The sequence below is a fragment of the Mesorhizobium sp. NPDC059025 genome (assembly GCF_042739655.1).
In the GTDB taxonomy this organism is placed as follows: Bacteria; Pseudomonadota; Alphaproteobacteria; order Rhizobiales; family Rhizobiaceae; genus Mesorhizobium.
Genome location: NZ_JBHYIM010000003.1, coordinates 357,682 through 380,576 on the forward strand (window position 1 = coordinate 357,682; position 22,895 = coordinate 380,576).

Sequence of the window (22,895 nt, forward strand, 5' to 3'; positions counted from 1 at the left end):
CCAAGATTGTCGCTATCGCGCCAACTGCTCCCATTTCAAAGTTGCACTCTTGCTGCGAGTTCTCACGCTGGCCGTTCTTTGACAACGGCGGTCAGGTGCGGAATGTTAAAAGGCGAAAAGCCAATAATGGGAGCTAGTCATGACAACATATGAAAGCAATGGCGATCGCGTTCCGGATCATATCCTGGCGATGGCCGAACAGGTCAAGTCAGGTGGCATTGATCGTCGCGAGTTCCTGGCGATGGCCAGCATTTTCGGTGCTTCGACGGCGATGGCCTATGGCCTGCTGGGTATCGCTGCACCAACACCCGCCCAGGCTCAGGAAACGCCGAAGAAGGGCGGTGTCCTGAAGGTGGCGATGAACGTCAAGGACCCCAAGGATCCGCGTACCGCCGACTGGTCGGAAATCTCCAATGCCGAGCGCCAGGCGCTTGAGCCGCTGGTGAAGTACACCAAACAATACACCTTCGAGCCCTATCTCCTGGAGAAGTGGGAAATCAACGACGACGCTACCGAATACACGCTGCATGTGCGTCCTGGCGTCGAGTGGAACAATGGCGACAAGTTCACCGCCGATGACGTGATCTACAATCTGACTCGCTGGGCCGACAAGGCTGCGGAAGGCAACTCGATGCCGGGTCGCCTCGGTAGCCTTGTCGATGAAAAGACCAAGAAGCTGCGTGAGGGTTCGGTCGAAAAGGTCGGCGATATGACGGTCAAGCTGAAGCTGACCAGCCCGGATATCGCCATCATCGCCAACATGACCGACTACCCTGCGCTCATCGTGCACAAGACGTTCGACGAGAAGGGCGCCAATTTCAAAAACTGCCCGATCGGCACCGGCCCATTCGAGCTGGTCTCCTACGATGTCGGCCAGAAGGTGGTGTACAAGCGCCGCGAAACCGGCAAGTGGTGGGGTGGCGAGGCGCTGCTCGATGGCGTCGAGTTCATCGACTACGGTACCGACCCAGCAGCTACCGTTGCGGCGTTCGAGTCGGGTGAAGTGCACACCAACCACGAAACGACCGCGGACTACATCAAGATCATCGCTGATGTCGGCGCGCCGGCTTCGGAAGTGGTGACTGCCGCGACCGTGTGCTCCCGCTTCAACGTCAAGGCGAAGCCTTATGACAACCAGAAGGTGCGTCAGGCGATGTGCCTTGCGGTCGACAACGCGACCGTGCTGCAGCTTGGCTACGGCAATGCCGGCACGCCCGGCGAGAACCACCATGTTGCGCCGATCCATCCGGAATATGTGGAGCTGCCCAAGGTCAAGCGCGACATCGCCAAGGCCAAGCAGATGCTGCAGGAAGCCGGCGCGCTCGACTTCGAGCACGAGCTGATCAGCAACGACGAGGACTATCACAAGAACACCACCGACGCGATCGCAGCACAGCTGCGCGAGGCCGGCATCAAGGTGAAACGTACGGTCCTGCCGAGCTCGACCTTCTGGAATGACTGGACGAAGTATCCGTTCTCGGAAACCAACTGGAACATGCGTCCACTGGGTATCCAGGTCATAGCGATCGCCTATCGCAGCGGCGAAGCCTGGAACGAAACGGCTTACGCCAATCCGGATTTCGACAAGAAGGTGAACGAGGCACTGTCGATCGCCGATGCCGAGAAGCGCAAGGTGGTGATGAAGGATATCGAGCAGACGCTGCAGGATTCCGGAATCATTATCCAGCCTTACTGGCGCAAGCTCTACATCAACATCAAACCCGAGGTTAAGAACCACTCGATGCACCCGACCTACGAGCACGACTTCGGCAAGGTCTGGCTCGAGCAGGCTTGATTGATCGTTCGGCGGGCATGGGGGACGGCGTCTCCCATGCCCGTGGCATCGCCGGCGCGACGCCCCTTGTCGTGGCGGCCCTAAATCCAAAAAAAGATTTTTGACACAGGGTTGATCGCTTTAGACCCCAACCCGGCCGGCAGGGGGACGCAATGCTCTCATTCATAGCCAGACGTATCGGCACCATTCTTCTGACCATGCTGTGCCTGACGCTGGTCGTTTTCTTTCTGGTGAACCTCGAACCCAACCTGAAGAAACTGGCGATCAGCCAGACCGAGATGCACACGCCGCCAGAACAGCTGGAAAGCTGGCTGGTCAATCACGGCTACCGGCAGAATTTCTTCGTCCGTTACGGCCATTGGCTGGGCGTCCTGAAGATGGAGCCAATCGTCGATCCTGCGACCGGCAAGGCTTCACAGCGGTTCTCCTTCTGCAACGATCCGATCGAGCCGGCCTATTCCGGGGTGCTGCAAGGCAATTTCGGCTGTTCGACAAAATTCAAGACCACGGTTGCCGCTAAGCTGTTTCCGGCGTTGCGCGCAACAGGCATCCTGATGTTCTGGGTGCTGGTGGTGATGGTGCCGGTGTCGCTGTTGATAGGCATCCTTGCGGGCATGCGGGAGGGGTCGCGCACCGATCGAATATTGTCGGTCGCGTCCATCGCGACGACAGCCACGCCTGAATACGTCTCGGGCGTTATTTTCACCGTCATCTTCGCGTCCTGGCTCGGCTGGTTGAACGGCTCCGCGGCGTCGGCGGCGCAAGGCATCACCTTCTACAATTTCACGCTGCCGGTGATCACGCTTGCGATCTACGGCATCGGATACATCGCGCGCATGACGCGGGCCTCGATGGTCGAGGTGATGACGCAACAGTACATCCGCACGGCGCGGCTGAAGGGCCTGTCCTTCTCCAACGTGGTCGTCAAGCACGCGCTGCGCAACGCGCTGATCGCGCCTTTCACCGTCATCATGCTGCAGTTTCCATGGCTTTTGACCGGTGTCGTCATCGTCGAGACGATGTTCCGCTACCAGGGCTTCGGCTACACGCTGGTGGAAGCCGCCGGTAACAATGACATCGACCTTCTGCTTGGCTGCTCGCTGGTCTCGGTGTTCATCGTGCTGATCACGCAGCTGATCTCCGATGTCGGCTATGCGTACCTCAATCCGCGCATCCGCGTGCAGTAGGGAGGGCGAGCGATGCAGATCGAATTTATCGGTGCCTTCAACATCATTGTCGGCGTTCTGGTGCGGTTCTGGCCGGTGTGGCTGGCACTGGCCATCGTGCTGGGTTTGAGTTTCACCTACAAGAAACGACTTGGCCTCTACGGCCAGCTCTTCGACAGCAGCGTCGGCATAGCCGGTGTCGTCATCTGCCTGTTCTGGCTGTTCACGGCGATGTTCGCGTCAACCGTGGCGCCTTTCGACCCGCTCAGTCAGATACCGGTGATGAAAGATGCACTGCCCGGAGCCATCGAGCCGGCCTCCAAGGGCGTGTACCTGTTCGGTGGCGACAAGCTGGCGCGCGATATCTTCTCGCGCATGGTCTATGGCAGCCAGATCGTCTTGATCATCGCGCCGGCGGCCACCGGCTTTGCCTTGATGGTCGGCATCACGCTCGGCCTGCCTGCCGGTTATTATGGCGGCAAGATCGACACGGTGCTGTCGTTCCTGGCCAATCTGGTGCTGGCGTTCCCGGTGATCCTGCTGTTCTACCTGCTGGTCACGCCGGGCATCATGGACACGCCGATCCCCTATGCGATGGCCGGCCTGTTCTTCCTATTCCCGATCATCTTCTTCTGCGTGCTGTTCTGGACCCGCTACAAGAACAGGCCAGACCGGCTTTACTGGCTCATGGGGCTCACTCTGGTGCTGGGCGGCTGGATCTATATCGGCCTGGTGTTCGACGCCGACCCGCTGCGGATCGTCCACATCGAGCCGAACCAGTTGAACATCTTCGTGGCGGTGGTGTTCGCGTCCTCGCCCGGTGTGTTCCGCATCGTGCGCGGCCTGACCATGGACATCAAGACACGCGACTACGTGGCGGCGGCGCAGACACGCGGCGAGACCCCCTGGTACATCATGCTGTGGGAAATCCTGCCCAACGCGCGCGGGCCACTGATCGTCGATGCCTGCCTGCGTATCGGCTACACCACCATCCTGCTGGGCACGCTGGGTTATTTCGGTCTCGGTCTCGCGCCGGAAAGCCCGGACTGGGGAACGGCGATCAAGGATGCCAGCCGTTTGCTGCGCTCCTTCATCCACCCGGCGCTGCCGCCGACGATCGCACTGATGTCGTTCGTGCTGGGACTGAACCTGCTCGCCGACTCGCTGCGTGAACAATCAATGAAAGACTAGTGGAGGGCGACGCCATGAACGAAGCCGTAAAAGCCACGAACACCGCCAATGCCCAGCCGATCATCGAGATCGAGAACCTGTCGATCTCGTTCTTCACCCGCAAGGGCGAGATACCGGCGGTGATGGATTTTTCCTGCACGGTGATGCCGGGCGAAGCGATGGGCATCGTCGGCGAGAGCGGTTGCGGCAAGTCGACCGTGTCGCTCGGCATCATGCGGGACTTGTCCAACGTCGGCAGGATTGTCGGCGGACGCATCAAGTTCCAGGGCAAGGATATGGGCGAGATGACCGAGGAGGAGCTTCGCTCCATCCGCGGCAACAAGATCGCCATGATCTATCAGGAGCCGATGGCCTCGCTGAACCCGGCCATGAAGATCGGCCAGCAGCTGATGGAAGTGCCGCTCATCCACGACAAGGTGTCGAAGGACGAGGCCTACAAGCGTTCGCTGGAAATGGTGCGTGCGGTCAAGCTGCCCGACCCGGAACGCATGATGCGTTCCTATCCGCACCAGCTTTCCGGCGGCCAGCAGCAGCGCATCGTCATCGCCATGGCGTTGTTGTCCAAGCCGGCACTGCTTTTGCTCGACGAGCCGACCACCGCGCTCGACGTGACGGTGGAGGCAGGCATCGTCGAACTGGTGAAGGGACTCGGCCAGCAGTTCGGCACCTCGATGATCTTCGTTTCGCACAATCTGGGGCTGATCCTGGAAACCTGCGACAAGATCACGGTGATGTATTCGGGTGAAGCAGTCGAAACAGGCAAGATCGAGGACGTGTTCGACCGCATGCGGCACCCCTATACGCAAGGGTTGTTCCGTTCGATCCCGCTGCCCGGTGCTGACAAGAATGAACGGCCGCTCATCGCCATTCCCGGCCAGTTGCCGCTGCCGCACGAACGCCCGAAGGGCTGCAATTTCGGCCCGCGCTGCCACCACTTCGTCGAAGGCGTGTGCAATGCTGCCGAAATCCCGATGATCGATGTCGAGGGCCACGAAGGGCATTTCTCACGCTGCGTGCGCTTCAACGAGATCGACTGGGCGGCATTGCCGCCAGGCGCGAAGAAATCCGCGGAGCCGGTCAAGCCGGGCGCGCCGGTCCTCAAGATAGACGACTTGAAGAAGTATTATCACGTCGGTGCCGGCGGCGTGTTCGGTGGTGGCGAGGGCCGTACTGTCAAGGCCAACGAGACGATCAGCTTCGAGGCGCGCGAAAGCGAAACCGTGGCCATCGTCGGCGAAAGCGGCTGCGGAAAGTCGACACTGGCCAAGGTCCTTCTCGGCCTGGAGACTGCAAGCTCCGGCAAGGTGACGCTCGGCAACAGCGAGATCCAGTCCACCGGCATCGAGAAGCGCAACGTCGACACGGTGTCCGCAATCCAGATGGTGTTCCAGAACCCGTTCGATACGCTGAACCCCAGCCACACAGTCGGTTCGCAGATCATCCGCACGCTGGAGAAGTTCAAGGTCGGCAAGACAGTCGCCGATCGCAAGCAGCGCATGCTCGAACTGCTCGACCTCGTGAAGCTGCCGAGAGCATTCGCCGAGCGCAAGCCGCGACAGCTTTCCGGCGGACAGAAACAGCGCATCGGCGTGGCGCGTGCCTTTGCCGGTTCAGCCAAAGTCGTGGTGGCGGATGAGCCCGTCTCCGCGCTCGACGTTTCGGTTCAGGCTGCCGTCACCGAGCTGTTGATGGACATCCAGCGCAAGAACAAGACGACGATGCTGTTCATCAGCCACGACCTGTCTGTCGTGCGCTACATCGCCGACCGTGTCGTCGTCATGTATCTCGGCCACATCGTCGAGCAGGGCACGACCGACCAGATATTCTCGCCGCCCTATCATCCCTACACCGAGGCGCTGCTGTCGGCGATTCCCATCGCCGACACCTCGGTGGTGAAAAAACATATCGTGCTGGAGGGCGATATCCCCTCTGCCATGAATCCGCCGACCGGGTGTCCTTTCCAGACGCGCTGCCGCTACAAACACCTGGTGGCCGATGGTCGCTGCGAGAAGGAAGTGCCGCCGTTGAAGGATTTTGGCGATGGGCACAGGAGCCTCTGCTGGCTGTCCGATGAAGTCCTGGCAACCATGGAGCCGGTGATCCGTTTCGACAAGGAACATGCGGCGCTCGAAGGCGTCCCGGACGATGCCGTGGGGGGTGTCGACGCTGCCGCGGCGGCCAGGGGCAACAAGCCAGTCCGCAAGGCTGCCGTTGCTCGCAAGTCGACCACGACGGTGAAGAAGGCGGAGGCCGCCAACGTTCCGGCAGAACCGACTGCCGAGAAAAAGCCGGCAAGCAGGAAAGCCTCCGCCAAGGCGACTGAAACGCCGAAGAAGGCAAGCCCGGCAAAGAGTGCCAAAGCAAAGGCTGGGTCAGCCAAGCCGGCAAAAGCCGCAGGCAAGTCGGTTGTATCAGCGCCCGTCGAAACTCCGGCTGAACCGATCGATCCTGCCGATGTCGGCCGACCGGCCGGCATGGCGCGACCTGCCGAGCCCGACGATCTCAAGCTGATCGTCGGCATCGGGCCGCAGATCGAGATCGTTCTGAATGATTTTGGCGTCTATCGCTTTGCGCAGATCGCCGGCTGGTCTGAAGCCGAGCGGGAGTGGGTCGACAAGCGCCTGATGTTGCTGGGCCGCTCCGAACGCGACGAGTGGATCAAGCAGGCCAAGGCGCTAGCCGACGGCGGCGAAGAGGAATATGTGCGGGTGTTTGGCCGGAAGCCCAGATAAACTGCTTCTGTTAGCGGGCTGCCAGGTTCAACGACAGCTCTGCAACTGGCCGCGATAGCGGTCGGCCATCGCAGCGGTGTCGCGTGCATAGCGCTGGATGCCGCTGTTGCCGCGCCAGTCTCCGCGTTTGTAGGCACCCCAGCCCATGTAATAGGCGAGGTAAAGGTTGTAGGTGTCATCGCGCGCCACGCCATAGGTATCGACTGTCTTGGTGTGGTACCAGCCGACGAAATCGACGGCGTCGGCGAAATTGGTGCGGCTTGCAGTGAAGTTGCCGCTTTCGCGCCGATACTGGCTCCAGGTGCCGTCGAGCGCCTGTGAATAGCCATAGGCGCTGGAGACACGTGTCCAGGGGATAAAGCCGAGCAGTTTGGTACGAGGCGGGCGTGCGTTGCTGTTGAAGCCGGATTCCTTGCGCACGGTTGCCATCAGCACGTGTACCGGAATGCCATATTTCCGCTGCGTGCGTTCTGCGGAGGAGCGCCAATCGTTGAACCAGCCGTCGCGCTGGTCAAACACCGCGCACACATCGTTGATGCGGTTTGGCGCCGTCGCGCAAGCGCCAAGCACCAGCACGAAACCGACCGCTAAAACTCGACTAAAACTGTACGCACGCATGGCGAAAGCATTAGTCGCAAATCATAAAAGGAGTCTTGCCGCGCTTCTTAACCTGTTGGGCGGATACAAGGCAAAAAAAGGCAATGTTATTTTTTCGACCGACTTATGTCGTTTTTATTTTATTACGATCGGAATGAATGACGCTCTAGATAAAATCTCGTCCAGAAATGACGTATTATTGATAGTAGAGGACACCGAATAGCGCTCTGATGAGAGCATGACTGCACTTCGCGCCAGACGCAGCGCCGAACGCGTCCATTCGAGAGCCGGGGCCTCGATCCCGCAATTGCCAACGCGCCGTGTGGAAAATCCTTATCCACCGATGGCGCTGCTCTCCGCCGATCAGGTCGAAGCGATCCATCACGCATCGCTGCATATCCTGGAAAACATGGGCATCGAGCTCATGAACCGGCGTGCGCTTGCGGTGTTTCAAAATGCCGGAGCGGATGTCGATCAGGGAACCATGACGGTGCGGCTTGATCGGGGTCTGATAGCCGAGGCGCTCAAGACAGCGCCGTCGTCCTACAAGCTGGCTTCGCGCAATCCCGCTCGCGACCTGACATTCGGCGGCAACATCATCAATTTCACGCTCGTGGCCGGGCCGCCCAATGTGCATGACTTCGAGCGTGGCCGCCGTGCAGGCAATCTGCGCGACTATCATGAGCTGGTCAGCCTTGCTCAACATTTCAACTGTATTCACATGCTGGGCAACCAGGTCTGCGCGCCGATCGAATTGCCGGCGAACACGCGTCATCTCGATACCTACTTCGCCAATCTGACGCTGACCGACAAGCCGTTCCACGTCTCGGCCATCGGTCGGGGCAGGGCGCTGGACGGCATCACCATGATGGCGATCTCGCGCGGGCTCTCTCTCGAGCAGGCCGCCGATGATCCCGGTGTCGGTACCGTCATCTCGGTCAATTCACCGAGGCGCTTCGACGAGATGATGGCGGAAGGGCTGATGACCATGGCCGAGTTCGGCCAATCCGCTTGCGTGACCCCGTTCACCCTGATGGGCGCGATGAGTCCGGTGACATTGGCCGGAGCGCTGGCACAGCAGAATGCCGAGGCGTTGTTTGGTATCGCGCTGACCCAACTGGTGCGCCCAGGTTGCCCGGTGATGTATGGTGCTTTCACCTCCAATGTCGACATGCGCTCCGGCGCGCCAGCCTTCGGCACCCCCGAAAACACCAAGGCCAACATCGCTTCCGGACAGTTGGCGCGACGATACAACCTGCCTTACCGAACCACGCCGGGCTCGGCTTCCAACGCTGCCGATGCTCAGGGCGCCTATGAAACGCTGATGGCATTGTGGGGTGCCCTGCTTGGCCACGGCAATCTCGTCTACCACGCAGCCGGCTGGCAGGAGGGTGGGCTGACCGCGTCGTACGAAAAGTTCATTATCGACGTCGAGATGATCCAGCACATGATGGAATTCCTGCGTCCCATCGAAGTCAACGACGGGGAACTGGCGCTGGATGCGCTGGCAGGCGTGCCGACCGGCGGGCATTTCTTTGGCGAGCCGCATACGCTGGAGCGCTATGCCACCGCCTTCTATCAGCCGCTGCTGTCCAACTGGCAGAACTATGAAGCGTGGACTGAGGCCGGCGCTCTCGACGCGACGCAGCGTGCGACCGGGCTGTGGAAGAAGGCGCTGGCCGAATATGTGCAGCCGCCGATGGATTCCGCCCGGCGCGAGGCTCTGGAGGCCTATATGGCCAAGCGCAAGGAAGAGATCGGAGCAGGCGAGCCGTGATCGCCGCATCGACTTCCGGAACTGATTCAACTTCCTCCCGCAAAGATTCTCCAACTCCCTACAACCTGTTGAATTGTCAGGAAGAGCAATGAAGTCGCATGCAAGGGTCGTGGTCATCGGCGGCGGTGTCGTCGGCTGCTCGGTGCTGTTCCATCTGGCACGGGCCGGCTGGACCGATATCGTGCTTCTCGAACGCGACGAGCTGACGTCCGGCTCCACATGGCACGCCGCCGGTGGCATGCACACGATCAACGGGGACCCCAACGTCGCCAAGCTGCAGAAATACACGATCAGCCTCTACAAGGAGATCGAAGAACTGTCCGGGCAGGCGACCGGCGTGCATCTGACCGGCGGCGTGTTCCTTGCCGCCACCGAGGCGCGCATGGACTGGCTGCGCAACATGGTGGCAAAGGGCCGCTACCTCGGCATCGAGCTTGAGGAGATCTCGCCCCGGGAAGCGGCCGAGCTGATGCCGCTGATCGATCCCGGCCAGTTCGTGGGCGCCATCCACAACAAGGAAGATGGCCATCTCGATCCCTCCGGTGTCACTCACGCCTATGCCAAGGCGGCGCGCAAGCTGGGAGCGTCGATCGAGCGCTTCACCAAGGTCGAGGATATCGTGCGCCGACCTGACGGCATGTGGCGCGTCATCACCAACAAGGGTGAGGTGTTGACCGAACATGTCGTCAATGCCGGTGGCTTGTGGGCGCGCGAGGTCGGCCGGATGGTCGGGCTCGAACTTCCCGTGCTCGCCATGGAGCATATGTATCTCATCACCGAGGACATGCCCGAGGTCGCGGCCTGGAACAAGAAGACCGGCACCGAGATCATGCATGCCGTCGATTTCGACGGCGAACTCTACCTGCGCCAGGAACGGGGCGGCATGCTGATGGGGACCTATGAGAAGGCTGGCAAGCCCTGGTCGGAACGGGTGACGCCGTGGGACTTCGGCCACGAATTGCTGGAGCCCGATATCGACCGTATTGCGCCGTCACTGGAAGTGGGGTTCCGGCATTTTCCGGCGTTCCAGAACACCGGAATCAAGCAGATCATCAACGGCCCATTCACTTTCGCACCCGATGGCAATCCACTTGTCGGTCCGGTGCGCGGATTGCCAGGCTTCTGGGCCGCCTGTGGCGTCATGGCAGGGTTCAGCCAGGGTGGCGGTGTCGGCCTGGCCCTCGCGAACTGGATGATGCATGGCGACCCTGGAGCCGACATCTTTGCCATGGATGTCGCGCGCTATGGCGATTGGGCTTCGATGGCCTATACGAACGCCAAGGTGCGCGAGAACTATTCGCGCCGCTTCTCCATTCGTTTCCCAAATGAGGAATTGCCGGGGGCGCGTCGGCTGAAGACGACGCCGATCTACGATCAGCTCGCCTTGCAGGGTGCTCAGTTCGGCGCCGCCTATGGACTGGAAGTGCCACTCTGGTACGCGCCGGAGGGCGTGCGCGATGAATTCTCCTGGCGGCGTTCGACCGACTTCGAACATGTTGCTGCAGAGGTGAGGACTGTGCGCCAGCGCGTCGGTCTGTGCGAGATCTCGTCTTTCGCCAAATATCGGGTGACAGGCGTGGGAGCTGGAACCTGGCTCGATACACTGCTTGCCTGCAAGTTGCCCGCGGCGGGACGCATCACGCTTGCGCCGATGCTAAAGGAAGACGGCAAGCTGATCGGCGATTTTTCACTCGCCAATCTGGGCGCGGGCCACGGGGGTGATCGAGAATGGTTCATCGCTGGATCGGGCGTGGCGGAACAATATCATATGCGCTGGTTCGAACGGCATCTGCCCGGTGATGGCTCGGTGCGGATCGAGGCTCTCGGATTGAGCCGTGTCGGCGTGTCGATCGCCGGACCATTCGCGCGGGACGTGCTGGCCAAGGTTACCCGCGCCGATGTGTCGTCTGCCGCCTTCAAATTCATGGACATCAGGCCGATCGACATCGGCATGGCACCATGTCTGGTTGGTCGTGTGAGTTACACCGGCGATCTCGGCTACGAAATCTGGATAGCGCCCGAATACCAGCGCCATGTTTTTGAAACGCTGCTGTCGGCCGGTGAGGAATTCGGCATCGGCCTCTTTGGTTCGCGGGCGCTCAATGCGCTGCGACTGGAGAAGAACTATGGATCGTGGGCACGCGAGTACCGGCCGATTTATGGACCTCTGGAGGCTGGGCTTGACCGCTTCGTCGCCTATTCGAAACCTGCGGAGTTCATCGGCAAGAAAGCCGCTGCGGCCGAGCGTGCGTCCGGTGGAAAGTTGAGGCTGCGGAGCTTTGTCGTGGATGCCGTCGATGCGGATGTGATCGGCGACGAGCCGATCTGGCATGGCGGTGCAGTTCGCGGATGGGTGACTTCCGGAGGCTACGCCCACCATTCCGGCGTGTCGGTGGCGATGGGCTATGTACCGAAGGAGATCGCGGACGAAAGCGACGGCTTCGAGATTGAATATCTGGGCCGTCGTCATGCCGCCCGCATGCAGCCTGTGCCGCTGTTCGACGGCAATCAGGAACGACTGCGCGGATAGCCATGTCGGCAGCAGGCGTGATGCGCCTCCTGCCGGCGTTGCCGCTCAGCGTTTCGGCGCCAGGAGCGCGAAATAAGCGCCCTGCGGATCCGTGCATTGCACGATCCATTGCCCATTGGGCACTTCCATCGGGTTCATGACCACTTTGCCGCCGTTGTCGGTCACGCGTTTGGCGGCGGCGTCAATGGCATCGACGTTGAAGTAGAACAACCAGACCGGCACGGGAATCTGTTCGGGCTTGTTCATCATGCCGCCCGTGCGTTCGCCATCGACTGAAAAGAGCTGGTAGATGCCCATGGGACCCATGTCGAAGGGCTCATCCTTCACCCAGCCGAACTGGCTCGAATAGAAGTCGAAGGCCTTCTGCCAATCGCTCGTATAGAGTTCATGCCAGCCGACATGGCCTGGAGTGTTGAGTGGAACGGCCTCCTGGTCGGGGCCGTTAGGCTCGAGAAACATGAAAGCCGCCCCTTGCGGATCGGCGACCACGGCAAAACGACCGACGCCTGGGATGTCGTCGACAGGGCGATGGATGGCACCCCCGACGCCTTTCAAGGCCTCGACCGAGGCATCGATATCCTTGGTGGGAAAATAACCCATCCAGGCTGTCGGAACGCCCATCCTGGCGGCCTCTTCCGGCAATGTCATCAGGCCGCCGACACCGCGGTCACCTGCATTGACGACGATATAACGCGGCGATCCCGGTGCTTTGTCGAACGGTTCGGCGCGCCAGCCGACCACGGCGGTGTAGAAGGCCGCCGCCGCGTCGAGGTCGGTCGTCATAAGTTCGTACCAGAAGAAGGATTTCGCTGAAGCTGGCATGTCATTCTCCCTTGCGTTCCCGGCTGTATGTGCCGGCTTTCGGATCATGATTTTGCTGCTGGCAATCATAAGACGAAGACGCGGGCGCAATTTCGACAGCAGCCAAGAAATTTTTCGCAGCGCAGCAAATATTCGAGATAAATCATGACAATAAAAGTCATGTTATTTTCGAGCCTTTTCAGGGCTTTAACTCGAAAATTGACCAATTGATAAAAAAATAAAACGTGCTAGCCTTCCTCCAAAACCACAACAATGGGGAACCGGAATGACGACAGGTCATTTCAAGGAAGGCATAGCCGGTGGCCGGCTCTCGCCCGATGTCTATGCCGACAATTTTTCCGACCTGCATCCGCCGCTCGATCATCACGAAGCACTGGTCGAATCCGATCGCTGCTACTTCTGCTATGATGCGCCGTGCATGCAGGCCTGCCCGACATCCATCGATATCCCGATGTTCATCCGCCAGATATCGACCGGCAATGCGCTCGGTTCGGCCAAGACCATCTTCGACCAGAATATCCTTGGCGGCATGTGTGCCCGCGTCTGCCCAACGGAGACGCTGTGCGAAGAAGTCTGCGTGCGCGAGACCGCCGAGGGCAAGCCGGTGCAGATCGGCCGGCTGCAACGCTACGCCACTGATGTGGCGATGGAGGAGGGCAAGCAGTTCTATAGCCGCGCCAAGTCGACAGGCAAGAAAGTCGCTGTCGTCGGTGCCGGGCCAGCCGGGCTTGCAGCCGCACACCGGCTTGCGCGCCACGGCCATGAAGTGACCGTGCTCGAGGCGAAGCCGAAATCGGGTGGCCTGAATGAATATGGCATTGCCGCCTACAAGAGCGTCGACAATTTCGCCCAGGCCGAAGTCGACTACGTCACCGCGATAGGTGGCATCACGATCGAGAACGGCAAGGCATTGGGCCGCGACTATCAGCTTTCCGAGCTGACCAAGCAGTATGATGCCGTGTTCCTCGGCATGGGGCTGGGTGGGGTCAACGCGTTGCGGGCTGAAGGCGAGGACAGCCATGGTGTCGCCAATGCGGTCGACTTCATTGCCGAGCTGCGACAGGCAAGCGATCTCGGCAGCCTGCCGGTTGGTCGCCGTGTTGTTGTCATCGGCGGCGGCATGACCGCCGTGGACGCCGCCGTGCAGTCGAAACTGCTCGGCGCGGAGGAGGTGACGATCTGCTACCGCCGCGGCAAGGACGACATGAACGCCTCGGAGTTCGAGCAGGATCTGGCCGCCGCAAACGGGGTCACCATCCGTCACTGGCTGCAGCCGAAGAAGGTCATCGCCGACGGCGGCAAGGCAATTGCGATCGAGCTCGAATACACCGCGATGAAGGGCGACAAGCTTGTCGGCACGGGCGAAACGCTGAGGCTCGCCGCCGATCAGGTGTTCAAGGCAATTGGTCAGTCCTTCGTGCCGGCGGCGCTGAACGGCAGCGGTCAGGCAATCGCGCTGGAGAATGGCCGCATCAAGGTCGATGGTGAGGGGCGCACTTCACTGTCCAACGTCTGGGCGGGCGGCGACTGTGTTATCGACAGCCGAGAGGACCTTACCGTCTCGGCAGTCGCCGCGGGACGCGAAGCCGCCGAAAGCATCCACCGGACCCTGATGGGCTGACGATGAGCCAGCCGTTTCCCCGTAAGGCGAATTCCTTGGATCTGTGGGGCGACGGCGACGAGATCGAGATGATCGAGGCCATAGAACGGGCCTTCGCCATCAGGTTCGAAAATGCGGAAGCGGAGCAGCTCGTTACAATGGGACAGCTGTTTGATCTGATGAAATCGAAGCTCGGCAAACAAGGCGCCGAGGTGATCAGCGATGACGCGCTTTGGACCGAACTCGTCAAGCATGCCCGTGAGGCCGGCGCGGATCCGCGCCGTGCCGTCGATCGCAACACAACATTCTTTTCCCGAAACGCGGAGTAAGAAGCCATGGCGGACATCCGCAACAATTTCGTCGGCATCAAGTCACCCAATCCGTTCTGGCTGGCGTCCGCGCCACCAACCGACAAGGCCTACAATGTCGAGCGCGCCTTCAAGGCGGGCTGGGGCGGCGTGGTCTGGAAGACATTGGGCGAGGAAGGCCCGCCGGTGGTCAACGTCAACGGACCGCGTTATGGCGCGATCTGGGGCGCTGACCGCCGGCTGCTCGGCCTCAACAACATCGAACTGATCACCGACCGCGACCTGCAGACCAACCTGCGCGAGATGAAGCAGGTGAAGAAGAACTGGCCGGACCGTGCGCTGATCGCCTCGATCATGGTGCCTTGCGTCGAGGACAGCTGGAAGGCGATCCTGCCGCTTGTGGAAGAAACCGAAGCGGACGGCATTGAGCTCAATTTCGGCTGTCCGCATGGCATGAGCGAACGCGGCATGGGGGCCGCGGTCGGCCAGGTGCCGGAATATATCGAGATGGTGGTGCGCTGGTGCAAGCAGTACACGCGCATGCCGGTGATCACCAAGCTTACGCCCAACATCACCGACATCCGCAAGCCGGCGCGCGCAGCCAGATCAGGTGGCACCGACGCGGTGTCGCTCATCAACACTATCAACTCGATCACCTCGGTCAATCTCGACAATTTCTCGCCCGAGCCCTCGATCGACGGCAAGGGCAGCCATGGCGGCTATTGCGGCCCGGCGGTGAAACCGATCGCGCTCAACATGGTGGCCGAGATCGCGCGTGATCCGGAAACACATGGCCTGCCGATCTCCGGCATCGGTGGCATCACCACCTGGCGCGACGCGGCCGAGTTCCTGGCCTTGGGCGCCGGCAACGTGCAGGTCTGCACGGCGGCCATGACCTATGGTTTCAAGATCGTGCAGGAAATGATCGCCGGCCTGGAAAACTGGATGGACGAGAAGGGGCACCGCTCACTCGACGACATCATCGGGCGCGCGACACCCAATGTAAGCGACTGGCAGTATCTCAACCTCAACTATATAGCCAAGGCGCATATCGACCAGGACGCCTGCATCAAATGCGGCCGCTGCCACATCGCCTGCGAAGACACCTCGCACCAGGCGATCACTTCGATGGTTGATGGCGTTCGCCATTTCGAGGTGATGGAAGACGAGTGCGTCGGCTGCAACCTCTGCGTCAACGTCTGCCCGGTCGATGGCTGCATCACCATGGTGCCGCTGGCCGCTGGTACGCTAGACCAGCGCACCGGCAAGACGGTTGAGCCTGTCTATGCCAACTGGACGACGCACCCCAACAACCCGATGGCCAAGGTTGCCGCCGAATAGGCGTTGAGGAGCAACGAAAAGGCGGTGCAGCAATGCACCGCTTTTTTCTTCCTCTTATTGACGATAAGAAATATCCACGATAGAAAATATCCATGATTAAGGAGGGGCTAAAGTGAAGCTGAGCGAAGGCGTTGAAGCGGCGATCCATTCCGCTGCGATGCTCGCGGCGGTCGAGGGCGGAGCAACCATGCCGGGCTCCGCGCTGGCCGAAGCATTTGGCCTTTCCCCCAGCTATCTGCTGAAACATCTGCAAGCTTTGACCGCTGCCCGCATCCTCGAATCCGTACCGGGTCCGACCGGCGGGTATCGCCTGGCGCGTGTGCCCGAGAAGATCTCGCTGCTCGACATCGTGCTGGCTGTCGAGGGTCCCCGACCGGCATTCCGATGTGGCGAAATCCGCCGCAACGGTCCTGCCAGGATCGATGCCTCGGCCTATGTGCAGCCTTGCGGAATCAATGCTGCAATGCTGCGCGCCGAGCGTGCCTACCGGGCAGCACTCGCAGCGGAGAAGCTCTCCGACATCATCGCTGAATTCATGGCCGACGCCGACCCACGTGTCGTCCACGCTGCCTGCGCCTTTGCCGCGCACAACGCCCGGCCACAGAAACCCGCTTCCCGATCATGACCGTACAACCCAGGAAAGGACCGACCATGCAACCCAGGTTAGACTTCTTCGCCGAGGCTCCCCAATTGATGAAGTATGTCGTCAGCCTGAACAGGGCGGTGGAAGAGAGCGGGCTCGACAAGGGTCTCCTGCATCTCGTCAAGCTGCGCGCCTCCCAGATCAATGGCTGCTCCTATTGTGTGGAAATGCACAGCCGCGAAGCGCGTGAGGATGGCGAGAGCGAACAGCGTCTCTATCTCGTCGCCGCATGGAAGGAATCGCCGCTGTTCAGCGAGCGCGAGCGCATGGCTCTCAAATGGGTGGAGACGGTGACCAGGATCGCCGACGCCGGTGTGCCAGAGGAACTCTTCCAGGAAGGGCTCAGGCATTTCTCCAGGGAAGAGCTGGTCAAACTGACTGTCGCTGTTGCCATGATCAACACCTGGAACCGGCTGTGCGTGACGTTCCACGCCATTCATCCGATGCCGGCCGCCAAGGCCGCGTGATATCAAGATCGTAAGTTGCGCAGGGCGCGCCGGGGCGCCCTGTTTTCTTTTGGGGAACAAGATGATGCTTGTCGATTTTCACAAAGAGATTCTGTTTGTTGGTCGTCTTCTGCTGGGAGGCGCGTTCATTTTCGCGGGCTTGCGCAACATCCAGAACCGGACATTCGTGGCGCAACTGATGAGCGCGCGCGGCGTGCCGCAGGCGCCTATCGTACTTTGGGTCGGTATCGTGGTGCAGGTTATTGCTGGTGTCCTGCTGATCGCGGGTGTCTGCACCGCAGCCTCAGCGGGGCTGCTGTTGCTGTTCCTGATCGCAGCCACGCCGATGTTCCACAATTTCTGGGACTACCAGCCGGGGCCGGACCGTGTCGCGAAGATCAACGGCGTCGTCGGCAATGTCGCGCTGGCTGGCGCCATCCTGGCGCTGATCGCAAATTCGCTGCAGGCTTGACCGCACGCCGGGAGAACGCTTCAACGTCCAGGCACTGTGCACAGTGCTGCTTCGAATTCCTGGGGGATGGACGGCGTGGAAATCTTGATGCTGATCGGACGCTGCATCTTTGGCGCGTTCTTCCTGATCGCGGGCATCCGCAACATCGCCCGTTTCAGCGAACGCAGGTCCGGCGCCACCAATTACGGGTGGCTGCTGCCGGCACCCGTCATGGCTGCCGGCTTCGCAGTTCAGCTGTTCGGAGGCCTGCTGCTCATCATCGGTTTCTGGGTCGTGCCGGCCGCGCTGGCGCTGATCGTTTTCCTGGTGCTGGCAACCGCGCTTTACCACAACCTGTTTCTCTATGAGGGGCGAGAGCGCGACCCTCATCTCTATTTCACTCTCGTGAACATCACGCTGGCCGGCGGTCTACTGATGGTCATTGCCGGCGCTGGCTGACGCCTACAATTTGCTTTCGGGTGGCAGGCTCTTGTCCTTCCTGCAGGTGGCGAGCGGCAGGGTCTTGCCACCGGTTATGCTCTTTACCGTCTTGGTCGCCGGGTCGGTGATGAGCTTCACACAGGCGCAGCCATAGCCATAGTTGCCATTGGAATTGACATACTGGGTCGGATCGAAATCCGGCAGCTTGTCCATTCCGGCGGCCCCGGCTCCTTCGGCATTGCCTTGCGTTGCGAATACCCACATCCCGTCCTTGTCGACCAGCCACCAGTTGCCCGGTGTCGGGTTGACCAGCCAGCCGCAACGGTTTTCGGCCGGCGCGGCCGTTGTCTTCGCGCCGGAGGCAGATGACGCAAATGCGCCGGCACAGCGCTTGTAGAGAACCGACTTGCCCATGCCGAAACCTTCGGGATTGTAGAGCATCTGGTCCTTGTCGTCGGCATATTCGAAATTATCGACGTTGCCTTCCTGCCTGTAGTGGATGGCGCCGTAACCGCGCGGGCTCTCCTTTGGTGCGAAGATGACGGCCTGCGCTTTCTGTCCTTTGTACTGCAGCGTGCCCGCGGTGAAGGTGACGGTGCTGCCGCTGCATTTGCCGGCTTCGGCCCAGACGCCCTGTGCAGCAATAGGAACCGTCGTGTCGGCGGCATGAGCCTGCCAGCAAGAGACAATGGCCAGGCTGGCGGCAAGCAGTTTCAGGCGCATCATTTCCCCCCAATGCACGTTCTCTAGTTCTGCATGCGTACAGATTGCGTTCAAGGCAATAGGTGCATTTTCTCAGGCGAGGTGCAGGCCTTCGATGACCTGATCCGCTTCTTCGGCCGGGATCTCGCCGATGTCGATGACGATGCCGGCCTCGTCCGGTTGCAGGGGCTCCAATGTCGCGAGCTGAGAATCGAGCAGGCTGGCCGGCATGAAATGGCCCTTGCGGGCCTTCATGCGTTCCATGAGCAGTTCACGCGAGCCGGAAAGGTGGGCAAAGGCCACGACGCCCTTTTCGCTCCCGCCGCGCAGGATGTCGCGATAGGATCGCTTGAGCGAGGAACAGGTGACGAGGGCGGGACGCCCGGACCGGATGCGTCCATCGATCCAGCGCGATATGGCTTCCAGCCAGGGGCGGCGGTCGTTATCGTCGAGCGGGATGCCATGGCTCATCTTCTCGACATTGGCCTTCGGGTGCAACTCGTCTCCCTCAAGCAGATCCCAGTGCAGCCGCTCCGCCACCAGGCCGGCGATGGTTGACTTGCCGCAGCCCGATACGCCCATGACGATGACGACGAGAGGCCTCACAGGAACGCTCCGAGGATGAGGACACCGATGAGGCCGCAGACGGAAATGATGCATTCCATCATCGTCCAGGTCTTCAGCGTCTGGCCGATGTCCATGTTGAGATAGCCTTTGACGAGCCAGAAGCCGGCGTCGTTGAGATGCGAGAGGAAGAGCGAGCCGGAGCCTATGGCAAGAACCATCAGCGCGCCCTGGGCTGGAGGCAGGCCCGCAGCAACGGGTGCAAGGATACCGGCCGCTGTCACGGTCGCGACGGTTGCCGAGCCGGTGGCGACGCGCACCAGCACTGCGACAAACCAGGCGAGGAACATCACCGGCAGGCCGCTGCCGGTGATGGCATTGGCGATGACCGCGCCGATGCCAGTGTCGACCAGCACCTGTTTGAAGCCGCCACCGGCGCCGACCACGAGGAGAATGCCGGCGATAGGCCCGAGGGAACTTTCAAGACTGCGAGCCACGGCCGCCCTGGGCATCCTGAACATCAGGGCGCCGGCAATCACGGCAATTCCCAGCGCGATCAGCGGCTCGCCCAGAACGTGCAGGGCGGACGGAAGCAGAGCCTTCGAGCCGGGCGCAATGATTTCCGATATCGCGCGGGCGAGCATGAGCACGACCGGAAGCAGGATCGCGGTGACGGCCGTGGCGAAGCTCGGTTGCGTGGCCGCCTCATACCGGCTTTCACCGGCCTGTCCGAACAGTTCCGGCGTTGGGACATTGACCCAGCGGTCGGCGATGCTGGCGAAGATCGGCCCGCTGATGATGACGGTCGGGATCGCGATGAGCACACCCAGGCCGAGCGTCAGGCCGAGATTCGCGCCAAGCGTGCTGACGGCGACGAGCGGGCCGGGGTGCGGCGGCACGAGGCCATGCATGGCGGAAAGGCCCGCGAGTGTCGGGATGGCGATCTTGACGATGGACTGACCGGACCGCTGGCTGACCAGCAGGATCACCGGCATCAACAGCACAAGGCCGATCTCGAAGAACATCGGCAGGCCGATGATGGCGCCAACCAGTCCCATCGTCCACGGCAACATTTCTGGCCTGGAGCGTCCCACCAGCGTGTCGACGATGCGGTCAGCGCCGCCGGAATCAGCCAGCAGCTTGCCGAACATCGCACCCAGCCCCATCAGCAGGCCGACACCGGCCATGGTGGTGCCGAAACCCTTGGTGAAGGAAGCGACGGAGGCGGCAGCGCCAAGATTGGCGGCGAGGCCGACGCCGAGCGCGCCGATGGACAGGGACAGGAATGGATGGAGCTTCAGCCAACTTATCAGGAGGACGATGGCGGCGATTCCGGCCAATGCGGCAATGATCAGTTGGGCATCGCCGGCGGTGGCAGCGTGTTCCATACAGTGTCCTCCATGCCCCCACGCGCATTAGTTCGCACGATTTCCGGCAAGGTCAACGGCGGATAGGCAAGTTTCCACTTGCTGGGGAATGGAGCATCAAGAGACTGAAACGACGGCAGGGATCAGCCGGCGACGTTCTTCGGCTTCAGCCCGTCGAGGAAAAGCTGTTCGAGGAAGCGCGCGGCATCTTCGAAACGGCCATCGCCGCCGAGGTCTGGTCCAAGCACGGCGCGTACCTGCACGTCGAAATCGGCATAGTGCTGTGTCGTGGCCCAGATGGAGAAGATCAGGTGCCAGGGGTCGGTGCGCACGATCTTGCCGGCACGCATCCAGCCTTTGATGATGGCGACCTTCTCCTCGACGAGGCTTTTCAACTCGCCTTCCAGCAGAGGCATGATGCGCGGCGCGCCCTGCAGGATTTCGTTGGCGAACAGCCGGCTCTCGCGCGGATAATCTCGTGCCATCTCCAGCTTGCGGCGGATGTAGCTGCGTAGCTCCGTCAGCGGGTCGCCGACATCGTCGAGTTCGCGCAGTGGTCCCAGCCAGGTGTCGAGCAGGCGCTGGATCAGCGTCTCGTGGATTTCTTCCTTGCGGCGGAAATAGTAGAGCAGGTTCGGCTTCGACATGCCTGCCGCTTCGGCGATCTGATCGATCGTCGCACCGCGGAAGCCGTGGGTGGAGAACACTTCGAGCGCGGCTTCCAGGATCAGCTCGCGCTTTTCCTGCTGGATACGGGTACGGCGCGGGGCGGGGGCATTCATGTCGTCAAAAGCCCTTTGCAAGACAAGGCGTTCAAGCCGAACTGGACCAATTGTCTGGACCAGTTTTTGCTGGGCTGTGGAGCGCGCTTCGAATGCGGCATTTCCGCTAGTAATCCCTTGACCGTCACCATGGCGGTGCTAACGTTTGTCCATCCGGTCAAAAATTTGCGTAGCATGAAAACGCGCCGAAGACCAAGCGTTGGCCGCACCGAAACGAAGCAGTGAAAGGAAAGGCTTGGTCATGTCCAATCGGCTCAAGGTAACGCCGAACGATCTCAGTGCATTCTGGATGCCATTTACGGCGAACCGGCAGTTCAAGCAGGCGCCGCGCATGCTGGTCGCAGCCAAGGATATGCACTACACGGCCTCCGACGGCCGCAAGATCCTCGATGGCACCGCCGGCCTGTGGTGCGTCAACGCCGGCCACTGCCGTCCGAAGATCACCGAGGCGATCCAGAATCAGGCAGCGGAACTCGACTACGCACCTGCCTTTCAGATGGGCCATCCGATCGTGTTCGAACTGGCGAACCGGCTGGTCGACATCGCGCCCAAGGGCATGGATCATGTCTTCTTCACCAATTCCGGCTCGGAGTCGGTCGACACCGCGCTCAAGATGGCGATCGCCTATCATCGCGCCAAGGGCAACGGCTCGCGCTTCCGTCTGATCGGTCGCGAGCGTGGCTACCACGGCGTCAACTTCGGCGGTATCTCGGTTGGCGGCATCGTCAACAACCGCAAGATGTTCGGTACGCTGCTGACCGGTGTCGACCATCTGCCGCATACTCACCTGCCCGAAAAGAACGCCTTCACCAAGGGCGTGCCGGAACATGGCGCCGAGCTCGCCGACGAACTGGAACGCATCGTTGCCTTGCATGATGCCTCGACCGTCGCCGCCGTCATCGTCGAGCCGGTTGCAGGCTCCACCGGCGTCATCCTGCCGCCAAAGGGCTATCTGCAGCGCCTGCGCGAGATCTGCACCAAGCACGGCATCCTGCTGATTTTCGACGAAGTCATCACCGGCTTCGGCCGTCTCGGCGCGCCGTTCGCGGCTGACTATTTCGGCGTGACGCCGGATATCATCACCACAGCCAAGGGCGTCTCCAACGGCGTCATCCCGATGGGCGCGGTGTTTGTGACCAAGGAAATCCACGACACGTTCATGAACGGCCCCGATCACATGATCGAGTTCTTCCATGGCTACACCTATTCGGGCAATCCGATCGCCTGCGCCGCGGCGCTTGGCACGCTGGACACCTACAAGGAAGAGGGGCTGCTGACCCGCGGTGAAGAACTGGCGCCTTACTGGGAGGATGCGCTGCATTCGCTCAAGGGGGAGCCGAACGTCATCGATATCCGCAACATTGGCCTGATCGGCGCCATCGAGCTCGCGCCAATCGCCGGCCAGCCGACCAAGCGTGCGTTCTCGGCCTTCGTGAAGGCCTTCGAGCGCGGCGCGCTCATCCGTACCACCGGCGACATCATCGCGCTGTCGCCACCGCTCATCATCACCAAGGGCCAGATCAACGAACTGATCGACCATGTGCGCGAGGTTTTGAGAGCTGTCGACTAGCGCGCCCTAGGGGCGCAAGCCAAACATTGCGGCTGGCGTCGGGAACCGCCGGCCGCAGTGTCGAAAGACA

General features: G+C 61.1%; 19 protein-coding genes and 1 pseudogene. 14 read left to right on the top strand and 6 right to left on the bottom strand.

Annotation, left to right across the window (positions count from 1 at the left end; translation table 11 throughout):
• The first annotated feature begins 139 nt into the window (after positions 1 to 139).
• The 4 genes and pseudogenes from ACFWYE_RS09650 to ACFWYE_RS09665 form a co-directional block, all read left to right on the top strand.
• Positions 140 to 1,795: an ABC transporter substrate-binding protein gene (locus ACFWYE_RS09650; protein ID WP_379111008.1), complete on the top strand. Its 1,656-nt coding sequence runs from the start codon at positions 140 to 142 to the stop codon at positions 1,793 to 1,795.
• 152 nt (positions 1,796 to 1,947) lie between these two features.
• A complete protein-coding gene (locus ACFWYE_RS09655) occupies positions 1,948 to 2,982 on the top strand; it encodes an ABC transporter permease (RefSeq protein WP_379068333.1) in 1,035 nt (344 codons plus the stop codon).
• A 12-nt stretch (positions 2,983 to 2,994) separates the two neighbouring features.
• Positions 2,995 to 4,152, top strand: a complete 1,158-nt coding sequence (locus tag ACFWYE_RS09660) for an ABC transporter permease (protein WP_379111009.1) — start codon at positions 2,995 to 2,997, stop codon at positions 4,150 to 4,152.
• A gap of 14 nt (positions 4,153 to 4,166) precedes the next feature.
• A pseudogene (locus ACFWYE_RS09665) lies at positions 4,167 to 6,311 on the top strand (dipeptide ABC transporter ATP-binding protein); the annotation flags it as partial.
• A 600-nt stretch (positions 6,312 to 6,911) separates the two neighbouring features.
• Here ACFWYE_RS09665 and ACFWYE_RS09670 read toward each other — a convergent pair.
• Positions 6,912 to 7,502 carry a transglycosylase SLT domain-containing protein gene (locus ACFWYE_RS09670; protein WP_379111011.1) on the bottom strand — a complete coding sequence of 197 codons (591 nt, stop codon included), beginning with the start codon at positions 7,500 to 7,502 and terminating at the stop codon, positions 6,912 to 6,914.
• 217 nt (positions 7,503 to 7,719) lie between these two features.
• On the opposite strand from ACFWYE_RS09670, the gene ACFWYE_RS09675 reads away from it, so the two are divergent.
• Entirely contained in the window at positions 7,720 to 9,258 is a 1,539-nt protein-coding gene (locus tag ACFWYE_RS09675; RefSeq protein WP_379111013.1) for a trimethylamine methyltransferase family protein, read from the top strand.
• An 88-nt stretch (positions 9,259 to 9,346) separates the two neighbouring features.
• Complete coding sequence (locus ACFWYE_RS09680) at positions 9,347 to 11,788, top strand: FAD-dependent oxidoreductase (protein WP_379111015.1); 2,442 nt, start codon at positions 9,347 to 9,349, stop codon at positions 11,786 to 11,788.
• A 45-nt stretch (positions 11,789 to 11,833) separates the two neighbouring features.
• Here ACFWYE_RS09680 and ACFWYE_RS09685 read toward each other — a convergent pair whose 3' ends face one another.
• Positions 11,834 to 12,610, bottom strand: a complete 777-nt coding sequence (locus tag ACFWYE_RS09685) for a VOC family protein (RefSeq protein WP_379111016.1) — start codon at positions 12,608 to 12,610, stop codon at positions 11,834 to 11,836.
• Positions 12,611 to 12,875: 265 nt separating this feature from the next.
• Here ACFWYE_RS09685 and ACFWYE_RS09690 point away from each other — a divergent pair, with 265 nt between their 5' ends.
• The 7 genes from ACFWYE_RS09690 to ACFWYE_RS09720 all read left to right on the top strand — a co-directional run bounded on the left by ACFWYE_RS09690 (position 12,876) and on the right by ACFWYE_RS09720 (position 17,858).
• On the top strand, positions 12,876 to 14,231 hold the full coding sequence (locus ACFWYE_RS09690; protein WP_379111018.1) for an NAD(P)-dependent oxidoreductase: 1,356 nt from the start codon (positions 12,876 to 12,878) through the stop codon (positions 14,229 to 14,231).
• A 35-nt stretch (positions 14,232 to 14,266) separates the two neighbouring features.
• A complete protein-coding gene (locus tag ACFWYE_RS09695) occupies positions 14,267 to 14,539 on the top strand; it encodes a hypothetical protein (protein ID WP_379111020.1) in 273 nt (90 codons plus the stop codon).
• Between the two features lie 6 nt (positions 14,540 to 14,545).
• Positions 14,546 to 15,859 carry an NAD-dependent dihydropyrimidine dehydrogenase subunit PreA gene (preA, locus tag ACFWYE_RS09700; RefSeq protein WP_379068351.1) on the top strand — a complete coding sequence of 438 codons (1,314 nt, stop codon included), beginning with the start codon at positions 14,546 to 14,548 and terminating at the stop codon, positions 15,857 to 15,859.
• Between the two features lie 112 nt (positions 15,860 to 15,971).
• On the top strand, positions 15,972 to 16,484 hold the full coding sequence (locus ACFWYE_RS09705; RefSeq protein WP_379111022.1) for an RrF2 family transcriptional regulator: 513 nt from the start codon (positions 15,972 to 15,974) through the stop codon (positions 16,482 to 16,484).
• Between the two features lie 26 nt (positions 16,485 to 16,510).
• Entirely contained in the window at positions 16,511 to 16,969 is a 459-nt protein-coding gene (locus ACFWYE_RS09710; RefSeq protein ID WP_379111024.1) for a carboxymuconolactone decarboxylase family protein, read from the top strand.
• A 64-nt stretch (positions 16,970 to 17,033) separates the two neighbouring features.
• The gene (locus ACFWYE_RS09715) at positions 17,034 to 17,420 is read left to right on the top strand and encodes a DoxX family protein (protein ID WP_379072969.1); all 387 of its coding nucleotides are present in this window, start codon (positions 17,034 to 17,036) and stop codon (positions 17,418 to 17,420) included.
• A gap of 87 nt (positions 17,421 to 17,507) precedes the next feature.
• Positions 17,508 to 17,858, top strand: a complete 351-nt coding sequence (locus ACFWYE_RS09720) for a DoxX family protein (protein ID WP_379111026.1) — start codon at positions 17,508 to 17,510, stop codon at positions 17,856 to 17,858.
• 3 nt (positions 17,859 to 17,861) lie between these two features.
• On the opposite strand, the gene ACFWYE_RS09725 is transcribed toward ACFWYE_RS09720, so the two are convergent.
• The 4 genes from ACFWYE_RS09725 to ACFWYE_RS09740 form a co-directional block, all read right to left on the bottom strand.
• Positions 17,862 to 18,563, bottom strand: a complete 702-nt coding sequence (locus tag ACFWYE_RS09725) for a DUF4087 domain-containing protein (protein ID WP_379111027.1) — start codon at positions 18,561 to 18,563, stop codon at positions 17,862 to 17,864.
• A gap of 72 nt (positions 18,564 to 18,635) precedes the next feature.
• A complete protein-coding gene (locus tag ACFWYE_RS09730; RefSeq protein ID WP_379111029.1) occupies positions 18,636 to 19,148 on the bottom strand; it encodes a gluconokinase in 513 nt (170 codons plus the stop codon).
• Positions 19,145 to 20,494, bottom strand: coding sequence for a GntP family permease (locus ACFWYE_RS09735; protein ID WP_379111031.1), 1,350 nt, complete (start codon positions 20,492 to 20,494; stop codon positions 19,145 to 19,147). Before ACFWYE_RS09735 ends, ACFWYE_RS09730 begins: the two co-directional genes overlap by 4 nt.
• Positions 20,495 to 20,616: 122 nt before the next feature.
• Positions 20,617 to 21,255 carry a TetR family transcriptional regulator C-terminal domain-containing protein gene (locus tag ACFWYE_RS09740; RefSeq protein ID WP_379068372.1) on the bottom strand — a complete coding sequence of 213 codons (639 nt, stop codon included), beginning with the start codon at positions 21,253 to 21,255 and terminating at the stop codon, positions 20,617 to 20,619.
• A 241-nt stretch (positions 21,256 to 21,496) separates the two neighbouring features.
• Here ACFWYE_RS09740 and ACFWYE_RS09745 point away from each other — a divergent pair, with 241 nt between their 5' ends.
• On the top strand, positions 21,497 to 22,825 hold the full coding sequence (locus tag ACFWYE_RS09745; RefSeq protein WP_379068375.1) for an aspartate aminotransferase family protein: 1,329 nt from the start codon (positions 21,497 to 21,499) through the stop codon (positions 22,823 to 22,825).
• Positions 22,826 to 22,895: the final 70 nt, after the last annotated feature.

What these genes read in the sequence shown, in the direction of transcription:
- ACFWYE_RS09650 (WP_379111008.1), top strand. Translation starts at nt 140, where the DNA reads ATGACAACATATGAAAGCAATGGCGATCGCGTTCCGGATCATATCCTG.
- ACFWYE_RS09655 (WP_379068333.1), top strand. Translation starts at nt 1,948, where the DNA reads ATGCTCTCATTCATAGCCAGACGTATCGGCACCATTCTTCTGACCATG.
- ACFWYE_RS09660 (WP_379111009.1), top strand. Translation starts at nt 2,995, where the DNA reads ATGCAGATCGAATTTATCGGTGCCTTCAACATCATTGTCGGCGTTCTG.
- ACFWYE_RS09670 (WP_379111011.1), bottom strand. Translation starts at nt 7,502, where the DNA reads ATGCGTGCGTACAGTTTTAGTCGAGTTTTAGCGGTCGGTTTCGTGCTG.
- ACFWYE_RS09675 (WP_379111013.1), top strand. Translation starts at nt 7,720, where the DNA reads ATGACTGCACTTCGCGCCAGACGCAGCGCCGAACGCGTCCATTCGAGA.
- ACFWYE_RS09680 (WP_379111015.1), top strand. Translation starts at nt 9,347, where the DNA reads ATGAAGTCGCATGCAAGGGTCGTGGTCATCGGCGGCGGTGTCGTCGGC.
- ACFWYE_RS09685 (WP_379111016.1), bottom strand. Translation starts at nt 12,610, where the DNA reads ATGCCAGCTTCAGCGAAATCCTTCTTCTGGTACGAACTTATGACGACC.
- ACFWYE_RS09690 (WP_379111018.1), top strand. Translation starts at nt 12,876, where the DNA reads ATGACGACAGGTCATTTCAAGGAAGGCATAGCCGGTGGCCGGCTCTCG.
- preA (WP_379068351.1), top strand. Translation starts at nt 14,546, where the DNA reads ATGGCGGACATCCGCAACAATTTCGTCGGCATCAAGTCACCCAATCCG.
- ACFWYE_RS09710 (WP_379111024.1), top strand. Translation starts at nt 16,511, where the DNA reads ATGCAACCCAGGTTAGACTTCTTCGCCGAGGCTCCCCAATTGATGAAG.
- ACFWYE_RS09715 (WP_379072969.1), top strand. Translation starts at nt 17,034, where the DNA reads ATGCTTGTCGATTTTCACAAAGAGATTCTGTTTGTTGGTCGTCTTCTG.
- ACFWYE_RS09720 (WP_379111026.1), top strand. Translation starts at nt 17,508, where the DNA reads ATGCTGATCGGACGCTGCATCTTTGGCGCGTTCTTCCTGATCGCGGGC.
- ACFWYE_RS09725 (WP_379111027.1), bottom strand. Translation starts at nt 18,563, where the DNA reads ATGCGCCTGAAACTGCTTGCCGCCAGCCTGGCCATTGTCTCTTGCTGG.
- ACFWYE_RS09735 (WP_379111031.1), bottom strand. Translation starts at nt 20,494, where the DNA reads ATGGAACACGCTGCCACCGCCGGCGATGCCCAACTGATCATTGCCGCA.
- ACFWYE_RS09740 (WP_379068372.1), bottom strand. Translation starts at nt 21,255, where the DNA reads ATGAATGCCCCCGCCCCGCGCCGTACCCGTATCCAGCAGGAAAAGCGC.
- ACFWYE_RS09745 (WP_379068375.1), top strand. Translation starts at nt 21,497, where the DNA reads ATGTCCAATCGGCTCAAGGTAACGCCGAACGATCTCAGTGCATTCTGG.